Genomic DNA, 16,595 nt, shown 5'->3' with positions numbered 1-16,595 from the left:
AGTGGTGATCCTGGAATCGGATTCTTGTTCGGGCCGGCGGACCTGTGGTCGCGGCGGTACGCCAAGCAAAGACTAGCAGGGCGTGCATTGATGCAGCTCAAGAAAGCCCGTCGATGGTACCCCCGGCCCCGGAAAATGCCGCCGTGGCGGGTTGCCGCGCGGCAGCTTGCCTCAGTCTGAATATGAATTTCAGTCATATAAAAATGAATAAATAATATTTTAATGGAATAAAAAATCCCGGTAGCTTTCGCTCCAACGGCGCCCGCAGAGGCGCCGGAGCCAACCCCCGCCGCCCGCGTCGCCGCCACGAGCGCGACCTGCCCGGCACGCTGCCCTACAAGGACGCCGTCATGAAGAAACTGCTGCTCATCACTGCCCTCGCCGCCGCCTTCAGCGCCTCGGTCAACGCCAACGAGAAACTGGTGGTGGCCGCCACCCCGGTGCCCCACGCGGAAATCCTCGAGCTGATCAAGCCGACCCTGGCCAAGGAAGGGGTGGACCTGGAGGTCAAGGTCTTCACCGACTACGTGCAGCCCAATGTGCAGGTGGCCGAGAAGCGCCTGGACGCCAACTACTTCCAGACCAAGCCGTACCTGGACAACTTCAACAAGGGCAAGGGCACCGACCTGGTCACCGTGACCGGCGTGCACGTCGAGCCCTTCGGCGGCTACTCGAAGAAGTACAAGTCCCTGGCCGAGCTGCCCGACGGCGCCACCGTCGCCCTGCCCAACGAGGGCAGCAACAGCGGCCGCGCCCTGCTCCTGCTGCAGAAGGCCGGCATCATCAAGCTGAAGGACCCGCACAACGCCCTGGCCACGCCGAAAGACATTGCCGAGAACCCCAAGCACCTGAAGTTCAAGGAGCTGGAGTCGGCCCTGCTGCCGCGCGTGTTGGACCAGGTCGACCTGGACCTGATCAACACCAACTACGCCCTGGAAGCCAAGCTCAACCCGGTGAAGGATGCGCTGATCCTCGAAGACCGCAACTCGCCCTACGTGAACTACCTGGTGGCGCGCCCGGACAACAAGGACAGCGATGCGCTGAAGAAACTCTCCGCGGCCCTTACCAGCCCGGAAGTGAAGGCCTTCATCGAGAAGAAATACGACGGCGCGGTGATCCCCGCCTTCTGATCGATGCCCAGCCGGCGGCGCCGCGCAGCGCCGCCCATCCCCCACGCCGGTGAGCATCCGCACCGGCGTTTTCATTTCGAGATCGCGCAGATGAAAGTCCCCCAACCGCTGCTGACCTTCCCCGACGCCGACAAGAGCCCGCTGAGCATCCGCGCCAAGGCGCTGGTGTTCTTCGACCCGCGTTCGCACCAGGTGCGCGACGAGGTCGAGCGCCTGGCCCCGGGCCTGCAGCCGGTACTGATCCGCGGCGAGACGGGCACCGGCAAGGAACTGCTGGCCCGGCACATCCACCGCGCCAGCGAGCGCCCCGGGCTGTTCGTCGCGGTCAGCTGCAGCGCGCTGAGCCGCAACTTCGCCGAGGCCGAGCTGTTCGGCTACGCCCCCGGCGCCCACAACGGCCCGGTGGGCAGCCGCGCCGGCTGGCTGGGCTCGGCCAACGGCGGCACCCTGTACCTGGACGAGATCGCCGACCTGCCGCTGGCCTTGCAGGAAAAACTCCTGCGCGTGCTGCAGGAGCGCGAGGTGCTGCGCGTCGGCGCCCGCGAGCCGATCCCGGTGGACGTGCGCCTGGTGGTGGCCACCAGCATCGACCTGGGCCAGGCGGTGGCCGCCGGCAAGTTCCTAGAGCCGCTGCGGCAATACCTGGTGGACGGCGACCTGGAACTGCCGCCGCTGCGCCAGCGCATCGGCGACATCCTGCCATTGGCCGAATACTTCCTCGGCATCCACGCCCAGCGCCTGGACCTGCCGGTGCCGCACATCGGCGAAGCGACCCAGGCGGCGCTGGAGGCCTACCCCTGGCCGGGGAACATCCGCGAGCTGGAGAACGTCATCCACTTCGCCCTGCTGGTCAGCCCGGGCGCGGAAATCCAGCCGCAGCACCTGAACCTGCCCGACGCCGCGCCGGCGGAGCTGCGCCAGCTGCTGCGCCGGCCCGGCGTGCGCGAGCAGTTGCGCGCGTTATTGGAAGAAGACCCGCTCCCGTAACGCCGAGCTGCTCTTCTGCTCGCCTGCAATGTAGGAGCAACTGTCTTGCAAGCCGCACCAGAGTGCTTTTCGTAGGATGGGTTGAGCTTGCGAAACCCATGCGGTTGCGCTGATGGGTATCGCTTCGCTCAACACCATCCTACGAAAAGCCATGCGCGCTCCTGCAAGGAGCTCGGCCCCCGCGAAAAATCGGCCCCGCGCCCCGAACATCCGCGAAAAGCGACGAATGGTCGCAGTGAAACGATTCGCCTACCCCGCCGCCGGCAGCAGGGAATCCTGATGGAAAGGTCAAAAACAGGAATTTCTCTGACATTTACATAAAAAAGCAGCCTCATCGACCACTTCGATACCGATCATCAGGCGCATCAACTTCTTTTTGTCATGAAGATCAGGGAAAATGGCTGTCAGGCAGTCGGGACCCAATTTCCCCGGCGCCTTTGGAGACTATCGTGACCAGCTTTGCCGCTCTTGCCAGCTTTTTCGCCGCCACCGCTTTCCTCAACGTACCTCAGCAGGTCGATCCGGAACGCCGTGAAGTCCGCCGCGTGAAGCGCCGCCGCAAGTAAAGCAGTACCCGCTCCGCTCGGCCCCCGCACGGGGCCGGCGGCGGGACCATCGGTCCCGAGGATTGGCCCTGGCACGGCCTTTCGTGTTTATATTGATTGGTTGATCAATTAAAAACACGAGGAACCCCGCCCGTTTTGTCCGCCGTTCCCTCCCCCTCCGTCACCGCGCCACCCACCCCCGTCATGCGCATGAACCCACCGGTCTTCTACGGTGCGGCAGCGCTGATCCTGCTGTTCGTCGCCCTGGTCATCGGCTTTCCCGCCGAGGCCGGCCAATGGCTGCTCGACGCCCAGGCCTGGGCCGCCGCCAACGTCGGCTGGTACTACCTGCTGGCGATGACGCTGTACCTGATCTTCGTGGTGGTCACCGCGCTTTCCGGCTACGGGAAGATCAAGCTCGGTGCCGACCACGACGAGCCGGAATTCAGCTACCTGTCCTGGGCCGGCATGCTGTTCGCCGCGGGCATCAGCATCACCCTGTTCTTCTTTTGCGTGTCCGAGCCGCTGACGCACTTCCTGCAGCCGCCCCAGGGCGCGGCCGGCGGCGCCGAGGCCGCGCGCCAGGCCATGCAGCTGCTGTTCCTGCACTGGGGCCTGCACGGCTGGGGCGTGTTCGCCCTGGTGGCCATGGCCCTGGCCTACTTCGCCTACCGCCACAACCTGCCGCTGGCGCTGCGCTCGGCGCTGTACCCGCTGATCGGCAAGCGCATCAACGGGCCCATCGGCTACACCGTGGACTGCTTCGGCATCGTCGCCACCGTGTTCGGCCTGGGCGCGGACATGGGCTTCGGCGTGCTGCAACTCAACGCCGGGCTCGACTACCTGTTCGGCGTGGCCCACAGCCACCCGGTGCAGATGACGCTGATCGCCCTGATGATGGGCGCGGCCATCGCCGTGGCGGTGTCCGGCGTGGACAAGGGCATCCGCCTGCTGTCCGACATCAACATGCTGCTGGCCTGCGGCCTGCTGCTGTTCGTGCTGTTCGCCGGGCCCACCCAGCACCTGCTCAACACCCTGGTGCAGAACATCGGCGACTACCTGGGCGCGCTGCCGACCAAGAGCTTCGACCTCTACGCCTATGGCGAGGGCGGCGACTGGTTGGGCGGCTGGACGGTGTTCTACTGGGCCTGGTGGATCGCCTGGGCGCCCTTCGTCGGCCTGTTCATCGCGCGCATCTCCCGCGGGCGGACCATCCGCGAATTCGTCTTCGGCGTGCTGTTCATCCCCCTGGGCTTCACCCTGGCGTGGATGTCGATCTTCGGCAACAGCGCCCTGGACCAGGTGCTCAACCACGGCGCCGTCGAACTCGGCCGGGTGGCCGTGGCGGAGCCGCAGATGGCGCTCTACCAACTGCTGCAGGACTACCCCGGCAGCCGCGCGCTGATCGCCGTGACCGTGCTGGTCAGCTTCGTGTTCTTCGTCACCTCGGCCGACTCCGGCACCGTGGTGCTCTCCACCCTCTCCGCCCGCGGCGGCAGCGCCGACGATGACGGGCCCAAGTGGCTGCGGGTGTTCTGGGGCCTGGCCACCGCGCTGGTCACCGGCGGGTTGCTGTTCGCCGGCAGCATCGACGCGCTCAAATCAGCGGTGGTGCTCACCTCGCTACCCTTCTCGCTGATCCTGCTGCTGATGATGTGGGGCCTGCACAAGGCCTTCTACCTCGAATCCCAGCGCCAGCGCGCGCGCAGCCACTCCCTGGCGCCGCCGCTGGCGGCCAAGGCCGGCGGCTGGAAGCGGCGCATCTCCCAGGCGGTGCACTTCCCCACCCGCGACGAGGTGTACCGCTTCCTGGCGGACGTGGTGAGCCCGGCGATGGCCGAGGTGGCGGAGGTGTTCCGCGACAAGGGCCTGCAGGTGGACGCCGACCTCGACCCGGGCAACCTGGAACTGAGCCTGGAGATCGGCCACGGCGAGCAGCACCCGTTCTACTACCAGGTATCGATGCGCGGCTACTTCACGCCGTCCTTCGCCCGCGCCGGCATGGGCGGCCTGCACCTGAAGAACCGCCGCTACTTCCGCGCCGAGGTGCACCTGGCCGAGGGCAGCCAGGACTACGACCTGATGGGCTACGGCAAGGAGCAGATCATCAACGACATGCTCGACCAGTACGAGCGGCATCTGCAGTTCCTGCATCTGGTCCGCTGAGAAGCCGTCTACGATCCGCCATGCGTTGGCATGGCTGCGTAGACAGTTTCCAGACGCGACCAAGGGAGGCCTGGAAATAGGCAATTGATAGTGATTATCATTGGCCATTCTTTTTCCAGGCCATTCCCATGTCGGCGACCGTCCTCGACCCACAGCACGCCCTGCGCGACCTCTACAGCGAGCACCACGGCTGGCTGCACGGCTGGCTGCGGCGCCGCCTGGGCAATGCCTGCGATGCCGCCGACCTGGCCCAGGACACCTTCGTCCGCGTGCTGCGCGCGCGCAACGCCAGCGAAATCCGCGAGCCACGCGACTACCTGGCCACCGTCGCCCGCGGCCTGATGGTCGACCACTTTCGCCGCCGCGCGCTGGAACAGGCCTACCTGGAAGCCCTGGCCAGCCTGCCGGAAGACGAGCAGCCCTCGCCGGAAACCCAGGCCCTGCTGTTCGAGGCGCTGATGGAGATCGACCGCCTGCTCGACGGCCTGGGCGCCAAGGTCAAGCGCAGCTTCCTGCTGGCCCAGGTGGAAGGCCTGACCTACGCCGAGATCGCCGAGCGCCAGGGCATTTCCCTGCGCACGGTGAACAACCACATGGCCAAGGCCATGGAACACTGCTGCCTGATGCTGCCATGAGCGCCGCCAACCCCAACGAGGCCGAACGCCAGGCCATCCGCGCCGCCGCCCAGTGGTACGCGCGCCTCTATTCCGGCCAGGCCAGCGATGCCGACCGCAACGCCTGGCAGCACTGGTACGCCGCCAGCGCCGAGCACCAGCGCGCCTGGGCCCGGGTGGAACAAGTACGCCAGCAGTTCGCCCGGGTGCCGGGGCAACTGGCCGGGCCGACGCTGGGCGCCCGCGCGCTGTCGCGGCGGCAGATGCTCGGCGGCCTGGGCAGCCTCGCCCTGGGCCTGCCGCTGGCCTGGCTGGCCTGGCGCGAAACGCCCTGGCAAACCTGGCTGGCCGACTACCGCAGCGCGGTGGGCGAACGCCGCGAAGTCACCCTGGCCGACGGCTCCTCGCTGACGCTCAACACCGACAGCGCGGTGGACGTGCTGTTCGACCCCCGACAACGCCTGCTGCGCCTGTTGCGCGGGGAAATCTTCGTCAGCACCGCGCCGGACCCCAGCGGCAGCGCGCGGCCCTTCCGCGTGGAGACGTCCCAGGGCCGCATCCTCGCCCTGGGCACCCGCTTCAGCGTGCGCCTGCTCGACGGCCGTACCCGCGTCGCCGTGCTCGACAAGGCCGTGGAAGTCCGCCCCCAGGCCGCGCCGCAGCGCAGCCGCATCCTGCACGGTGGCGAGCAGCTCGACCTCGACGCGCTGGACCTCGGCACGCTGCGGCACAACGACGCCAACACCGCCGCCTGGCTCGCCGGCAGCCTGATCACCGTGGACCGTCCGCTGGGCGAGCTGCTGGAGGAACTCTCGCGCTACCGCAGCGGCGTGCTGCACTGCGACCCGCGGGTGGCCGGCCTGAAGGTCTCCGGCAACTCCCCCATCGGCGACACCGACCTGGCCCTGGCCGCCCTGGAATCCGGCTTCGACCTGCGCATCGTGCGCCATACGCGCTTCTGGGTCAGCGTGCAGCCACGCGCCTGAACGCCGGGGGCGAAAAAAATCCGCCCGCCCTTGCACTTTTTTCCGCCCTCGCCCGGCCCCCTCTTATTCCGGGCCATCTGGCCCAACTTGGGGGAGCTTGCATGAACCGTTACACCGCCCCGGCGCCGACCACCGGCAGCCGCTCGTTGCACAAACCGCTGGCCCTGGCCATCGCCCTGGCCCTGGGCGCCGGCGCGCTCGCCGCCACCACGGCCCAGGCCGCGGAAGCCGTGCGCTACGACATCGCCGCCGGCCCGCTGGCCGAGGTGCTCGGGCGCTTCGCCAGCGCCGCCGGGGTGGCCCTGTCGTTCGACGCCGCGCAACTGCGCGACCGCCAGTCCACTGGCCTGCACGGCAGCTACGACGTCACCGGCGGCTTCAGCGCGCTGCTCGCCGGCAGCGGCCTGGAAGCCGAGCCCCAGGCCAACGGCAGCTACGTGCTGCGGCCACTGCCCACCGACGGCGCCGTGGCCCTGTCGGCCAGCACCATCATCGCCAGCCTCGGCGCCGAGACGCTGCCGCCCGCCTATGCCGGCGGCCAGGTGGCCAGCGGCGCGCGCCTGGGCATGCTGGGCAACGCCGACCTCATGGACACGCCCTTCAGCGTCACCAGCTACACCGCGCAGACCATCGAGGCGCAGCAGGCGCGCAGCGTCGCCGACCTGCTGGTGGCCAACGACCCGTCGGTGCGGGTGGTCGGCGGCCGCGGCGACCTGGTGGACACCTACGTCATCCGCGGCTTCAACGTGAACAACGCCGACGTCGCCCTCAACGGCCTGTACGGCGTGCTGCCCTACTGGCGGGTGCCGATCGAGTTCGCCGAGCGCGTCGAAGTGCTCAAGGGCCCCACCGCCCTGCTCGGCGGCATGTCCCCCGGCGGCAGCGTCGGCGGCACCATCAACCTGGTGCCCAAGCGCGCCGAGGACCAGCCGCTGACCCGCGTCAGCCTGGACTGGACCGACCGCTCGCAGGTCGGCACGCACCTGGACATCGGCCGCCGCTTCGGCGAGGGCAACGCCTTCGGCGTGCGCTTCAACGGCGTGTACCGCAACGGCGACACCGCCATCGACCACCAGAGCCGCGAGTTCCCGCTGATGTCCCTGGCCCTGGACTTCCGCGGCGAGCGCCTGCGCCTGTCCAGCGACCTGCTGTACCAGAAGGAGAGCCTGGAAGGCGTGGTGCGCCCGGTGATCACCGGCACCGCCACCAGCATCCCCCACGCGCCGGACTCCAAGACGCGCTTCGGCCTGCGCGATTCCTACCTGGACCAGGAGGACTACTCCCTGGTCAACCGCGGCGAGTACGACCTCGGCGACCACCTCACCGCCTTCGCCAGCATCGGCGGGCGGCAGAGCAACTACGAGACCATCGCCGCCAACAGCATCCTCAACGGCAACCAGGGCGACATCATCAACGGCCTGGCGCGCCAGCGCGCCGACCGCCGCACCTACTCCGGCGAGGCCGGCCTGCGCGGCGACTTCGACACCGGCCCGGTGCGCCACGACTGGACGCTCAGCGCCAACCGCCTGCACGAGCGCGTGGGCATGGTCTACGTATTCACCGGCATGCAGCCGGGCAGCCTCTACGAGACCTCGCCGCACACGCCGATCCCGGACTTCTCCAGCCTCGACGGCGGCATCCCCAAGACCAACGAAACCGACCTTTCCGGCGTGGCCCTGGCCGACAAGCTGTCGATCCTCGACGAGCGCGTGCAGTTCACCGCCGGCGTGCGCCGGCAGACGGTGCAGTCCAAGGACTACGACCCGTCCAGCGGGGCGCGCACCAACAAGTACGACGAGCACGCCTGGACGCCGATGTTCAGCCTGCTGGTCAAGCCGCTGGACGAGCTGTCGCTGTACGCCAACTACATCCAGGGCCTGAGCCAGGGCGACACCCCGCCCTCCACCGCGGCCAACGCCGGCCAGGCGCTGGCGCCGTACAAGGCCGAGCAGTACGAGGTCGGCGCCAAGTACGAACTGGGCAGCTTCACCACCACCCTGGCGCTGTTCGAGATCAAGAAGCCCAATGCCTTCCTCGACGCCGACAACGTGTTCCGCGCCGACGGCGAGCAGCGCAACCGCGGCATCGAGCTGAGCCTGTTCGGCGAACTGACCGACGACCTGCGCGTGCTGGCCGGCGCCACCTACATCAAGGCCGAGCAGAGCAAGACCGCCAACCCCGCCAGCGAAGGCCAGGACGCCCCCGGCGTGCCGCGGCGCCAGGCCAACCTGGGGCTGAGCTGGGACACCCCGTTCGTCCGGGGGCTGACCCTCGACGGCCGCTGGATCTACACCGGCGCGGCCTACCTGGACACCACCAACGACCTCAAGGTCCCGCACTGGAACCGCGTCGACGTCGGCGCCAGCTATGCCTTCCAGGTCGCCGGCAAGCCGCTGGTGGCGCGGGCCAACCTTGAGAACCTGCTGGCCAAGAACTACTGGACCGCGTCCAACGGCTACATGACCGTCAGCTCGCCGCGCACCCTGTCGCTGTCGCTGACCGCGGACTTCTGAGGCGCCCATGACCGCGAAAGCCCTGCGCACCTGGTACCTGGTGCACAAGTGGACCAGCCTGGTGTCCACGCTGTTCCTCCTGCTGCTGTGCCTGACCGGCCTGCCGCTGATCTTCCACGAGGAGATCGAGCACTACCTGGAACCGCACCCGGAACTCAAGCCGCTGACCGCCGAGTCGCCGCGCATCGACTACGACGACGTGGTGGCCCGCGCCCTGGCCGCGCGCCCGGGCGAGGTGGTGCGCTTCGTGGTGTTCGACCCCGACGAGCCGCTGGGCGCGGTGATCACCGCGCCCAGCCTGGTGCCGCCGCCGGAGATCGGCCACGTGCAGCCGTTCGACGCGCGCACCGGCGAGTTCTTCGACCCGGAGCCGCCGCCCGGCGGCTTCATGTACCTGATGCTCAAGCTGCACACCGACCTGTTCATGGGCCTGCCCGGCTACCTGTTCCTCGGCTTCATGGGGCTGCTGCTGGTGGCCTCGCTGGTATCCGGGGTGGTGGTCTACACGCCCTTCATGCGCAAGCTCGACTTCGCCGCGGTGCGCACCCGGCGCAGCCGCCGGGTGAAGTGGCTGGACCTGCACAACATGCTGGGCATCGTCACCCTGGCCTGGGTGCTGGTGGTGGGCGCCACCGGGGTGATCAACACCCTGGCGCTGCCGATCCTCATGCTCTGGCGCGGCGACCAGCTGGCCGACATGACCGCGCCCTACCGCGACGCGCCGCCCATGGCCGACAACGGCTCGCTGCACAAGGCGCTGCAGACCGCCCAGGCGGCGGCGCCGGACATGACCATGAGCTTCATCGGCTTCCCCGGCACCCAGTTCAGCAGCCAGCACCACTACGCGGTGTTCATGCACGGCGCCACGCCGCTGACCAAGCGCCTGCTCAAGCCGGCCCTGGTGGACGCGCAGACCGGCGAGCTGACCGACATCCGCGAGATGCCGCTGTACGTGAAGACGCTGTTCCTCTCGCAGCCGCTGCACTTCGGCGACTACGGCGGGCTGCCGCTGAAGATCGTCTGGACGCTGCTCGACCTGGTGGCCATCGTCGTCCTCGGCAGCGGCCTGTACCTGTGGTTCGCGCGGCGCAAGACCCTGGAGAAACGCCTGGCCGACCTGCAGGCCGGGCACCTGGCCGCGGAGGGCGAGGCATGAAGCGCAACCTGTGGAGGGTGTTCCGCTGGCCCCTGGCGCTGGCCGTGCTCAGCCTGGTGGGGCTGGTTTCCGCGCTGGTCGGCGACGGCCCCTGGGACGCGCTGTCCTGGTTCGCCCTGGGCGTTCCCCTAGCGGTGATCCTGGCGGCGCTGGCCCGCGCCCGCAGGCCGTCGCCATGAACCCGATCTACAGCGACCGCGCCCTGCGCCTGTGCGGCTACGCCGGGCTGCTGGCCGCGGTGTTCTGGATGATCGGCGACGCCGGCCTGCTCGGCGCCCGGGCCAACCTCGCCGACTACCCGCCGCTGCAGGACTACCTGGCGCGGATCAGCTTCGAAGGCCTGGACTACATGCTGCCCAACAGCGAGCCGCGCCTGGCCTTCGGCGCCCTGGTGGCGGTGCTGGCCATGCCGCTGTACCTGCTCGGCGCCTGGCACTGGTTCCTGGTCGCCCGCGGCCGGGGCTGGATGGCCTGGACGCTGTTCGCCCTGCTGGTCTGCGGCAACGCCTACTCACCGCTGGGGCACGCCGCCTTCTACCACCTGGGGATGGTCTACAAGACCCTCCTGCTGGTGCCGGCCGACGCCCACCCGGCGCTGCTGGCGCTGGGCGAGCAGTTCCACCGCCTGCTGATGATCGCCTGGGTGGCGGCGGTGGGCGGCCTGGTGGCCGGGCTGGGCGTGCTCACCCTGGCCATCGCCTGCGGGCGCACGCGCCTGCCGCGCAGCAGCGCGCTGCTGCTCAACCCGCTGAGCCTGGGGGTGCTGGGCCACTTCGTCCCCGCCGTGCTACCGGAGCCGCTGGGCACCTGGCTGCGCGGCGCCGGCATCAACATCGGCTGGTTCGTCGCCTACGCCTTCTCCAGCCTGTGGTTCGCCCGGCGCGGGGCTCAGAGCCGGTAGGGCAGGCGCACGCCGGCGTCGTCGACGGGGAAGTCCCTGGTGTTGCGGGTGACCAGCAGGCGCCCCTGCACCTCGGCGCTGGCCTTGATGATGGCGTCCGGCAGCTTCACCCGCAGCGCCTGGCGCACCGCCACGGCGCGCTCGGCGACGGGCGCGTCGAGCGGCACCAGGGCGAAGCTGTCGAGGAAGGCGCGGGTGGCCGCGGCGGTGGCGGGCGTGGCGCCGATCATCACCTCCATCCAGGTGACGATGCTGATGGCGGGGTCATCGTAGCGGCGCAACTCGTCGCGGGCCTGTTCGTGGCCGTTGAGGTAGTCGATGAGGACGTTGGTGTCGAACAGCGCCTTCACCATTCCTCGCGTACCTTCTCCTGGTAGGCCAGGCCGTCGCCGGCGCTGCCGTTCCACAGGCCGAAGGCGGCCTCGGCATCCTGCCGGCGGTGCCGGACCAGGTACTCGGCGACCGCCTCGCGGATCAGCGCGGCGCGCGATTGCTGCTGTTGCTCGCCCAGGGCGTTGAGCGCCTCGAGATGTTCGGCGGGGATGTCGACCAGGGTACGCATGGCGCCTCCATATGTGATATCGACAACATATATCACACATCCCTGATCGACCAAGCCTGCGTTTGTATCAGCGTTTGCCCAGCACCTGGCGGTGGAACAGCACGCAGACCACCACGAACACCAGCAGCCCCAGCCACTGCGCGCTGTCCTCGAAGCCGGCGCCGACCAGCGCCAGGGGCGCGTCCTTGCCGCTGGTGCCGATCAGCGCGGCGAGCAGGATGCCCATCAGGCTCTCGCCGACGATCAGCCCCGAAGCCAGCAGCACGCCGCGGCGGCGCGGCAGGTCGGCGTACTTCTCCTCGTCCACTCCGGCGGCCTGGGCGCGCTTCTTCAGCGCGCTTTCCAGCAGCCAGGCGAGCACCGCGCCCACCACCAGGGTCATGCCGATGGTCGGCGGCAGGTAGATGCCCAGGCCCACGGCCAGCACCGGCAGGCTGGCCTTGCCGGTGCGGCGCAGGAGCACGTCGACGAGGATCAGGGCGATGCCCAGGGCCACGCCGATGAGGATCATGTTCCAGTTCAGCGCGTTATGGAAAATCCCGCTGGCGATGGCGGTCATCAACGTCGCCTGGGGCGCGGCCAGGGCCGCGCCGGGGTCCATGCCCTCGCGCGGCAGGGCACCGGTGAAGCCATAGGCGTTGTACAGCAGCTCCAGCACCGGCGGGATCACCAGCGCGCCCACCAGGCAGCCGACGATCAGCGCCACCTGCTGGCGCCAGGGCGTGGCGCCGACCAGGTAGCCGGTCTTGAGGTCCTGCAGGTTGTCGTTGGAAATGGCGGCGATGGCCAGCACCACCGAGGTGGTGAACAGCGCCAGGGCGATCGCCAGCTTGCCGCCCTCGCGGTCGAGGAAGCCGGTCTCCAGCGAACCGACGCCGAGGATCAGCAGCGACACCAGGATCACCGCGATGATGCCGATGCCGGAGATCGGGCTGCTGGAGGAACCCACCAGGCCGGCCATGTAGCCGCAGGCGGCGGCGATCAGGAAGCCGAAGAAGAAGGCGAACACCACGCAGGTGGCCACCAGGCCCCAGAAGGCGAAGCCGGCGAGGTCCGGCGCGGCCTGGCCGAGGAAGTAGGCGAAGACCACGAACAGCGCCACCAGCAGAAAGGCGGCGATGGCCAGGATCCAGGCCGCCGGCATGTCGCGCTCGGTGCGCAGGTCGCTGGCCTCGACGCGTCCGCTGATGGCGCCGAGCGAGGCCCAGACGCCCTGCACCATGGGTTTGAACAGGGTGGCCAGGGTCCAGAGCGCGGCCACGCCTATGGTGCCGGCGCCGAGGAAGCGCACCTGGCTGCTCCACAGCTTGCTGGCCAGTTCCGGCAGGCTCTGCCCGGCGGCCAGGGTGCTGTTCACGGTGAGCAGCGGCACCGCCACGCCCCAGGCGATCACCACGCCGATGAGGATGGCGATGCCGGCGGTGATGCCCATCAGGTAGCCGGCGCCCACCAGCGCCAGGGAGAAGCCGGTGGACAGGCGGAAGGCCGCCTGGCCGGCGCTGATCCAGAAGCTGAAGCCCTCGGCCAGCAGCTTGAAGCCGCTGCTGAACAGGCTGAACAGCGCCGCCACCAGACCGCCGGCGAGGATGTCGCGCAGGCCCGGCTTGTTGCCGTCGCCGGCCTGCGGGTGTTCCTCGTCATGGCTGCCGACACGGAGGATTTCCGCCGCCGCCACGCCCTCGGGGTACGGCAGGCTGCTCTGCACCACCATCACCCGGCGCAGCGGGATGGTGTAGAGCACCCCGAGGATGCCGCCGATGGAACAGATGGCCGCCGTCTGCCAGAACGGGAAGCCGGCCCAGTAGCCGATCATCAGCAGCCCCGGGAGGATGAAGATGATCGACGACAGGGTGCCGGCGGCCGAGGCCTGGGTCTGCACCATGTTGTTCTCCAGGATGTTCGAGCCGGAGAAGTAGCGCAGCACCGCCATGGAGATCACCGCGGCGGGGATCGAGGAGGCGAACGTCAGCCCGACCTTCAGGCCCAGGTAGACGTTGGAGGCGGTGAAGACGACGGTGATGAGGGCGCCGAGGATGAGCCCGCGCAGGGTCAGTTCGGCGAGGTTCGATTCGTCCGGAATCCGTTCGAGCATGGAAGGAAGTCTCTGAAAGGCAACCTGCCAAGCTTAGGCCAGAGCGGCGCGCGCGCCCACGTCACCGAATGTCGCCCAGGCGACGCCCCCCGCTTTTCGTAGGAGCGAGCTTGCTCGCGAACAGCTTCGGCACGAGGCGGTTCGCGAGCAAGCTCGCTCCTACAAGGGCAAGGGTTGGCGTGCGGGGGTCAGAACGGCTTGTCGCCGAGTATGGTCGCGCGGTGCATCACCCGGCGCTGCGGGCGGTAGTCGTCCACCGCGTAATGCTGGGTCACGCGGTTGTCCCAGAAGGCCACGTCGTTCTCGCGCCAGCGCCAGCGCACGGTGAACTCCGGGCGGGCGACGTGGGCGAACAGCAGGTCGAGGATGGCCCGGCTCTCGGCCGCCGACAGCTCGTTGATGCGGGTGGTGAAGCCGTCGCTGACGAACAGCGCCTTGCGCCCGGTGACCGGGTGGGTGCGGATCACCGGGTGCGAGCGCGGCGGGTTCTTCTTGCGCGCCTCCTCCAGCCGCGCCAGGTCGGCGTCGGTGGCGCCGAAGCGTTCCTGGGGGAAGGACTTGCTGATGTCGTGGGTGGCGGTCAGGCCGTCGAGCAGGCGCTGCAAGGGTTTGGACAGCGCCTCGAAAGCGGCGATGCCGCTGGCCCAGAGGGTGTCGCCGCCATAGGGCGGCAACTGCTTGGCGGCCAGCACCGCGCCCAGGGCCGGGGTTTCCAGGAAGGTCACGTCGGTGTGCCAGATGGCATTGTCGCGCACGTCGGTGACGGCGGTGTCGAGCACGATCACCTCGCGCTGCTCGGGCACGCTGGGGTAGATCGGGTGGATGTGCAGGTCGCCGAAGCGCGCGGCGAAAGCGGCCTGCTGCGAAGGAGTCAGCGGCTGGTCGCGGAAGAACAGCACCTGGTGGGTGAGCAGGGCCTGCTCGATGGCCTGCTGCTGGGCGTCGTCCAGCGGCTGGCGCAGGTCGATGCCGGAGACTACGGCGCCCAGGGCGGGGCTGAGGGGGGCCAGGGTCAGGGTGGTCATTTCTTTTCTCTCTCGTGTTCTGTGCAGGGAAGAGCACCCTCTCCCCAGCCCTCTCCCGCAAGCGGGAGAGGGGGCTTTGTTCGGTGTGTCAGTCGAGCGCCGAGCTAGCCGGCAGCTCCGATCAGTCCCCTCTCCCTTCAGGGAGAGGGTTAGGGAGAGGGGCTCTTGGCTCTACAGCCCTACTCCCAGGAAGCAAACCGCCCCTGCAACCAGCGCAAGCCCACCTCGAAGCTCAACGCGATCCCGGCGATCAGCAGAATCCCCAACACCACCACATCGGTCGCCAGGAACTGTGCCGCCGACTGCACCATGAAGCCCAGCCCGCGGTTGGCGGCGATCAGCTCGGCGGCGACCAGGGTCGACCAGCCCACGCCCAGGGCAATGCGCAGGCCGGTGAGGACTTCCGGCAGGGCGCTGGGCAGCACTACGTGGCGCACCACCTGCCAGCGGTTGGCGCCCAGGCAGCGCACCGCCTGGATGCGCGACCTGTCCACGCGGCGCACGCCGGCGGCGGTGGCGATCAGCAGCGGGGCGAACAGCGCGAGGTAAATCAGCAGCACCTTGGACAGCTCGCCGATGCCGAACCAGATGACGATCAGCGGCAGGTAGGCCAGCGGCGGGATCGGTCGGTAGAACTCCACCAGCGGGTCCAGCGCGGCGCCCACCAGCGGGTTGAGGCCCATGAGGATGCCCAGCGGAATCGCCGTGAGCACCGCCGCGCCGAGTGCCAGCAGCACGCGCAGCAGGCTGGTGCCGATGTGCTGCCACAGCGTGGCGTCGACGTAGCCTTCGGCGAGCACGCGCTGCAGGGCTTCGTAGAGTTGTTCGGGGGCCGGCAGGAACAGCGTGTCGACCCAGCCGAAGTGAGTGGCGAACCACCAGAGCGCGGCGAGTGCGGCGATGCTCCCGGCGGCGGCCCAGCGCCGCGCGTCGCGTGGGCGGGCAGGCTTGGCGCGGCGGCGGGCAGGCAGCTTGGCGCTGAGGGTGTCAGTGGGCATGTTCGGCCTCCGGCTCTTCCAGGAACTCGTCCAACAACGCTTGGCGCAGGCGGCCGAACTCCGGGTCGGCCTTGATCGAGCGCACCGGCTCGCCGGCCGCGTAGCGCCGCGCGAAGTCCGGGCGCAGGCGCTTGACGATGCGCGCCGGCGGGCCGTCCATGACCACCAGGTCGGTGGCCAGGAACAGCGCCTCGTCGACGCTGTGGGTGATCAGGAACAGGCCCTTGCCGGTCTTGCGCCACAGGTCCAGGGTGAGTACCTGCATGCGCTCGCGGGTCAGTGCGTCGAGGGCGCCGAAGGGCTCGTCCAGCAGCAGGAAGTCCGGCTCCACCGCCAGCGCGCGGGCCAGGCCCAGGCGCTGGCGCTGGCCGCCGGAAAGCTGCGAGACGCGGTAATGCGCGTGCTCCTGCAGGCCCACCAGGGCCAGCACCGCGCGGGCGCGGGCCTCGCGTTCGGCACGGCCCAGGCCGCGGATGCGCAGCCCCAGGGCGACGTTGTCGAGAGCGTCCAGCCAGGGCATCAGGGCGTCGTCCTGGAATACCACGCCACGCTCGCCGCCGGGGCCTTCGAGAGTCCGGCCGTCGATCTGCACGCGGCCGCGGTCGGGCTTCTGGAACCCGGCCAGGACGTTGAGCAGCGTGGACTTGCCGCAGCCGGAGGGGCCCAGCACCACCAGGGACTCGCCCTTGGCCACGTCCAGGGTCAGCTCATGCAGCACGCGCCGGGTCTGGCCATGCTGCTGGAAAGAAAGGCTCACGGCCTCTGCCGTCAGACGGCTCATGTTTCTGCCCTCCGCAGGGTAAGAAGTGGCTCGCTGGAGCACCCTCTCCCCCGCCCTCTCCCGCAAGCGGGAGAGGGGGCTAGCCGTGCCATCCCCGGGAATCGGTGCCCAGGCCTGGCGACGGACGGCTCCCTCTCCC

At 69.1% G+C, this 16,595-nt stretch carries 15 protein-coding genes; 9 read left to right on the top strand and 6 right to left on the bottom strand.

All coding sequences use genetic code 11. From position 1 onward, the window contains the following. The first annotated feature begins 350 nt into the window (after positions 1 to 350). The 9 genes from IG194_RS17170 to IG194_RS17130 all read left to right on the top strand — a co-directional run bounded on the left by IG194_RS17170 (position 351) and on the right by IG194_RS17130 (position 10,998). Positions 351 to 1,130 (top strand): MetQ/NlpA family ABC transporter substrate-binding protein, encoded by a 780-nt coding sequence (locus tag IG194_RS17170; protein ID WP_058488315.1) that lies wholly within the window; start codon positions 351 to 353, stop codon positions 1,128 to 1,130. A 90-nt stretch (positions 1,131 to 1,220) separates the two neighbouring features. Then, entirely contained in the window at positions 1,221 to 2,117 is an 897-nt protein-coding gene (locus tag IG194_RS17165; RefSeq protein ID WP_058488314.1) for a sigma 54-interacting transcriptional regulator, read from the top strand. 755 nt (positions 2,118 to 2,872) lie between these two features. After that, positions 2,873 to 4,828 (top strand): choline BCCT transporter BetT, encoded by a 1,956-nt coding sequence (betT, locus tag IG194_RS17160; RefSeq protein WP_058073012.1) that lies wholly within the window; start codon positions 2,873 to 2,875, stop codon positions 4,826 to 4,828. A gap of 128 nt (positions 4,829 to 4,956) precedes the next feature. Further along, positions 4,957 to 5,463: a sigma-70 family RNA polymerase sigma factor gene (locus tag IG194_RS17155; RefSeq protein ID WP_043268844.1), complete on the top strand. Its 507-nt coding sequence runs from the start codon at positions 4,957 to 4,959 to the stop codon at positions 5,461 to 5,463. Further along, on the top strand, positions 5,460 to 6,428 hold the full coding sequence (locus IG194_RS17150) for a FecR domain-containing protein (RefSeq protein ID WP_058488313.1): 969 nt from the start codon (positions 5,460 to 5,462) through the stop codon (positions 6,426 to 6,428). Before IG194_RS17155 ends, IG194_RS17150 begins: the two co-directional genes overlap by 4 nt. Before the next feature lie 101 nt (positions 6,429 to 6,529). After that, complete coding sequence (locus tag IG194_RS17145; RefSeq protein WP_058488312.1) at positions 6,530 to 8,941, top strand: TonB-dependent receptor; 2,412 nt, start codon at positions 6,530 to 6,532, stop codon at positions 8,939 to 8,941. Positions 8,942 to 8,948: 7 nt separating this feature from the next. Next, positions 8,949 to 10,097 (top strand): PepSY-associated TM helix domain-containing protein, encoded by a 1,149-nt coding sequence (locus tag IG194_RS17140; RefSeq protein ID WP_058488311.1) that lies wholly within the window; start codon positions 8,949 to 8,951, stop codon positions 10,095 to 10,097. After that, the gene (locus IG194_RS17135) at positions 10,094 to 10,276 is read left to right on the top strand and encodes a hypothetical protein (RefSeq protein WP_043318704.1); all 183 of its coding nucleotides are present in this window, start codon (positions 10,094 to 10,096) and stop codon (positions 10,274 to 10,276) included. The genes IG194_RS17140 and IG194_RS17135 overlap by 4 nt, the downstream gene beginning before the upstream one ends. Then, a complete protein-coding gene (locus IG194_RS17130) occupies positions 10,273 to 10,998 on the top strand; it encodes a DUF6796 family protein (RefSeq protein WP_058488310.1) in 726 nt (241 codons plus the stop codon). The genes IG194_RS17135 and IG194_RS17130 overlap by 4 nt, the downstream gene beginning before the upstream one ends. On the opposite strand, the gene IG194_RS17125 is transcribed toward IG194_RS17130, so the two are convergent. The 6 genes from IG194_RS17125 to IG194_RS17100 form a co-directional block, all read right to left on the bottom strand. Beyond that, positions 10,986 to 11,351, bottom strand: coding sequence for a type II toxin-antitoxin system VapC family toxin (locus IG194_RS17125; RefSeq protein WP_058488309.1), 366 nt, complete (start codon positions 11,349 to 11,351; stop codon positions 10,986 to 10,988). The two genes, IG194_RS17130 and IG194_RS17125, sit on opposite strands and share 13 nt — an antisense overlap. Beyond that, on the bottom strand, positions 11,345 to 11,560 hold the full coding sequence (locus IG194_RS17120) for a CopG family transcriptional regulator (RefSeq protein ID WP_009613188.1): 216 nt from the start codon (positions 11,558 to 11,560) through the stop codon (positions 11,345 to 11,347). Before IG194_RS17120 ends, IG194_RS17125 begins: the two co-directional genes overlap by 7 nt. Positions 11,561 to 11,627: 67 nt before the next feature. Further along, entirely contained in the window at positions 11,628 to 13,652 is a 2,025-nt protein-coding gene (locus tag IG194_RS17115) for an OPT family oligopeptide transporter (RefSeq protein ID WP_058488308.1), read from the bottom strand. Positions 13,653 to 13,840: 188 nt separating this feature from the next. Next, on the bottom strand, positions 13,841 to 14,677 hold the full coding sequence (gene tauD / locus IG194_RS17110) for a taurine dioxygenase (protein WP_043268829.1): 837 nt from the start codon (positions 14,675 to 14,677) through the stop codon (positions 13,841 to 13,843). Between the two features lie 179 nt (positions 14,678 to 14,856). Beyond that, a complete protein-coding gene (locus IG194_RS17105) occupies positions 14,857 to 15,675 on the bottom strand; it encodes an ABC transporter permease subunit (protein ID WP_009613191.1) in 819 nt (272 codons plus the stop codon). Beyond that, positions 15,665 to 16,456, bottom strand: coding sequence for a taurine ABC transporter ATP-binding protein (locus IG194_RS17100; protein ID WP_058488307.1), 792 nt, complete (start codon positions 16,454 to 16,456; stop codon positions 15,665 to 15,667). Before IG194_RS17100 ends, IG194_RS17105 begins: the two co-directional genes overlap by 11 nt. Between the last annotated feature and the right edge of the window lie 139 nt (positions 16,457 to 16,595).

It is taken from the genome of Pseudomonas sp. ADPe (assembly GCF_014843515.1).
GTDB lineage: Bacteria > Pseudomonadota > Gammaproteobacteria > Pseudomonadales > Pseudomonadaceae > Pseudomonas > Pseudomonas citronellolis.
The sequence above is the reverse complement of the archived record's forward strand: the minus strand, read 5'-3'. Positions and strand labels throughout refer to the sequence as shown.

Excerpts from the sequence above, each read along its gene's own strand:
- IG194_RS17170 (WP_058488315.1), top strand. The coding sequence starts at position 351 with ATGAAGAAACTGCTGCTCATCACTGCCCTCGCCGCCGCCTTCAGCGCC.
- IG194_RS17165 (WP_058488314.1), top strand. The coding sequence starts at position 1,221 with ATGAAAGTCCCCCAACCGCTGCTGACCTTCCCCGACGCCGACAAGAGC.
- betT (WP_058073012.1), top strand. The coding sequence starts at position 2,873 with ATGAACCCACCGGTCTTCTACGGTGCGGCAGCGCTGATCCTGCTGTTC.
- IG194_RS17155 (WP_043268844.1), top strand. The coding sequence starts at position 4,957 with ATGTCGGCGACCGTCCTCGACCCACAGCACGCCCTGCGCGACCTCTAC.
- IG194_RS17150 (WP_058488313.1), top strand. The coding sequence starts at position 5,460 with ATGAGCGCCGCCAACCCCAACGAGGCCGAACGCCAGGCCATCCGCGCC.
- IG194_RS17145 (WP_058488312.1), top strand. The coding sequence starts at position 6,530 with ATGAACCGTTACACCGCCCCGGCGCCGACCACCGGCAGCCGCTCGTTG.
- IG194_RS17140 (WP_058488311.1), top strand. The coding sequence starts at position 8,949 with ATGACCGCGAAAGCCCTGCGCACCTGGTACCTGGTGCACAAGTGGACC.
- IG194_RS17135 (WP_043318704.1), top strand. The coding sequence starts at position 10,094 with ATGAAGCGCAACCTGTGGAGGGTGTTCCGCTGGCCCCTGGCGCTGGCC.
- IG194_RS17130 (WP_058488310.1), top strand. The coding sequence starts at position 10,273 with ATGAACCCGATCTACAGCGACCGCGCCCTGCGCCTGTGCGGCTACGCC.
- IG194_RS17125 (WP_058488309.1), bottom strand. The coding sequence starts at position 11,351 with ATGGTGAAGGCGCTGTTCGACACCAACGTCCTCATCGACTACCTCAAC.
- IG194_RS17120 (WP_009613188.1), bottom strand. The coding sequence starts at position 11,560 with ATGCGTACCCTGGTCGACATCCCCGCCGAACATCTCGAGGCGCTCAAC.
- IG194_RS17115 (WP_058488308.1), bottom strand. The coding sequence starts at position 13,652 with ATGCTCGAACGGATTCCGGACGAATCGAACCTCGCCGAACTGACCCTG.
- tauD (WP_043268829.1), bottom strand. The coding sequence starts at position 14,677 with ATGACCACCCTGACCCTGGCCCCCCTCAGCCCCGCCCTGGGCGCCGTA.
- IG194_RS17105 (WP_009613191.1), bottom strand. The coding sequence starts at position 15,675 with ATGCCCACTGACACCCTCAGCGCCAAGCTGCCTGCCCGCCGCCGCGCC.
- IG194_RS17100 (WP_058488307.1), bottom strand. The coding sequence starts at position 16,456 with ATGAGCCGTCTGACGGCAGAGGCCGTGAGCCTTTCTTTCCAGCAGCAT.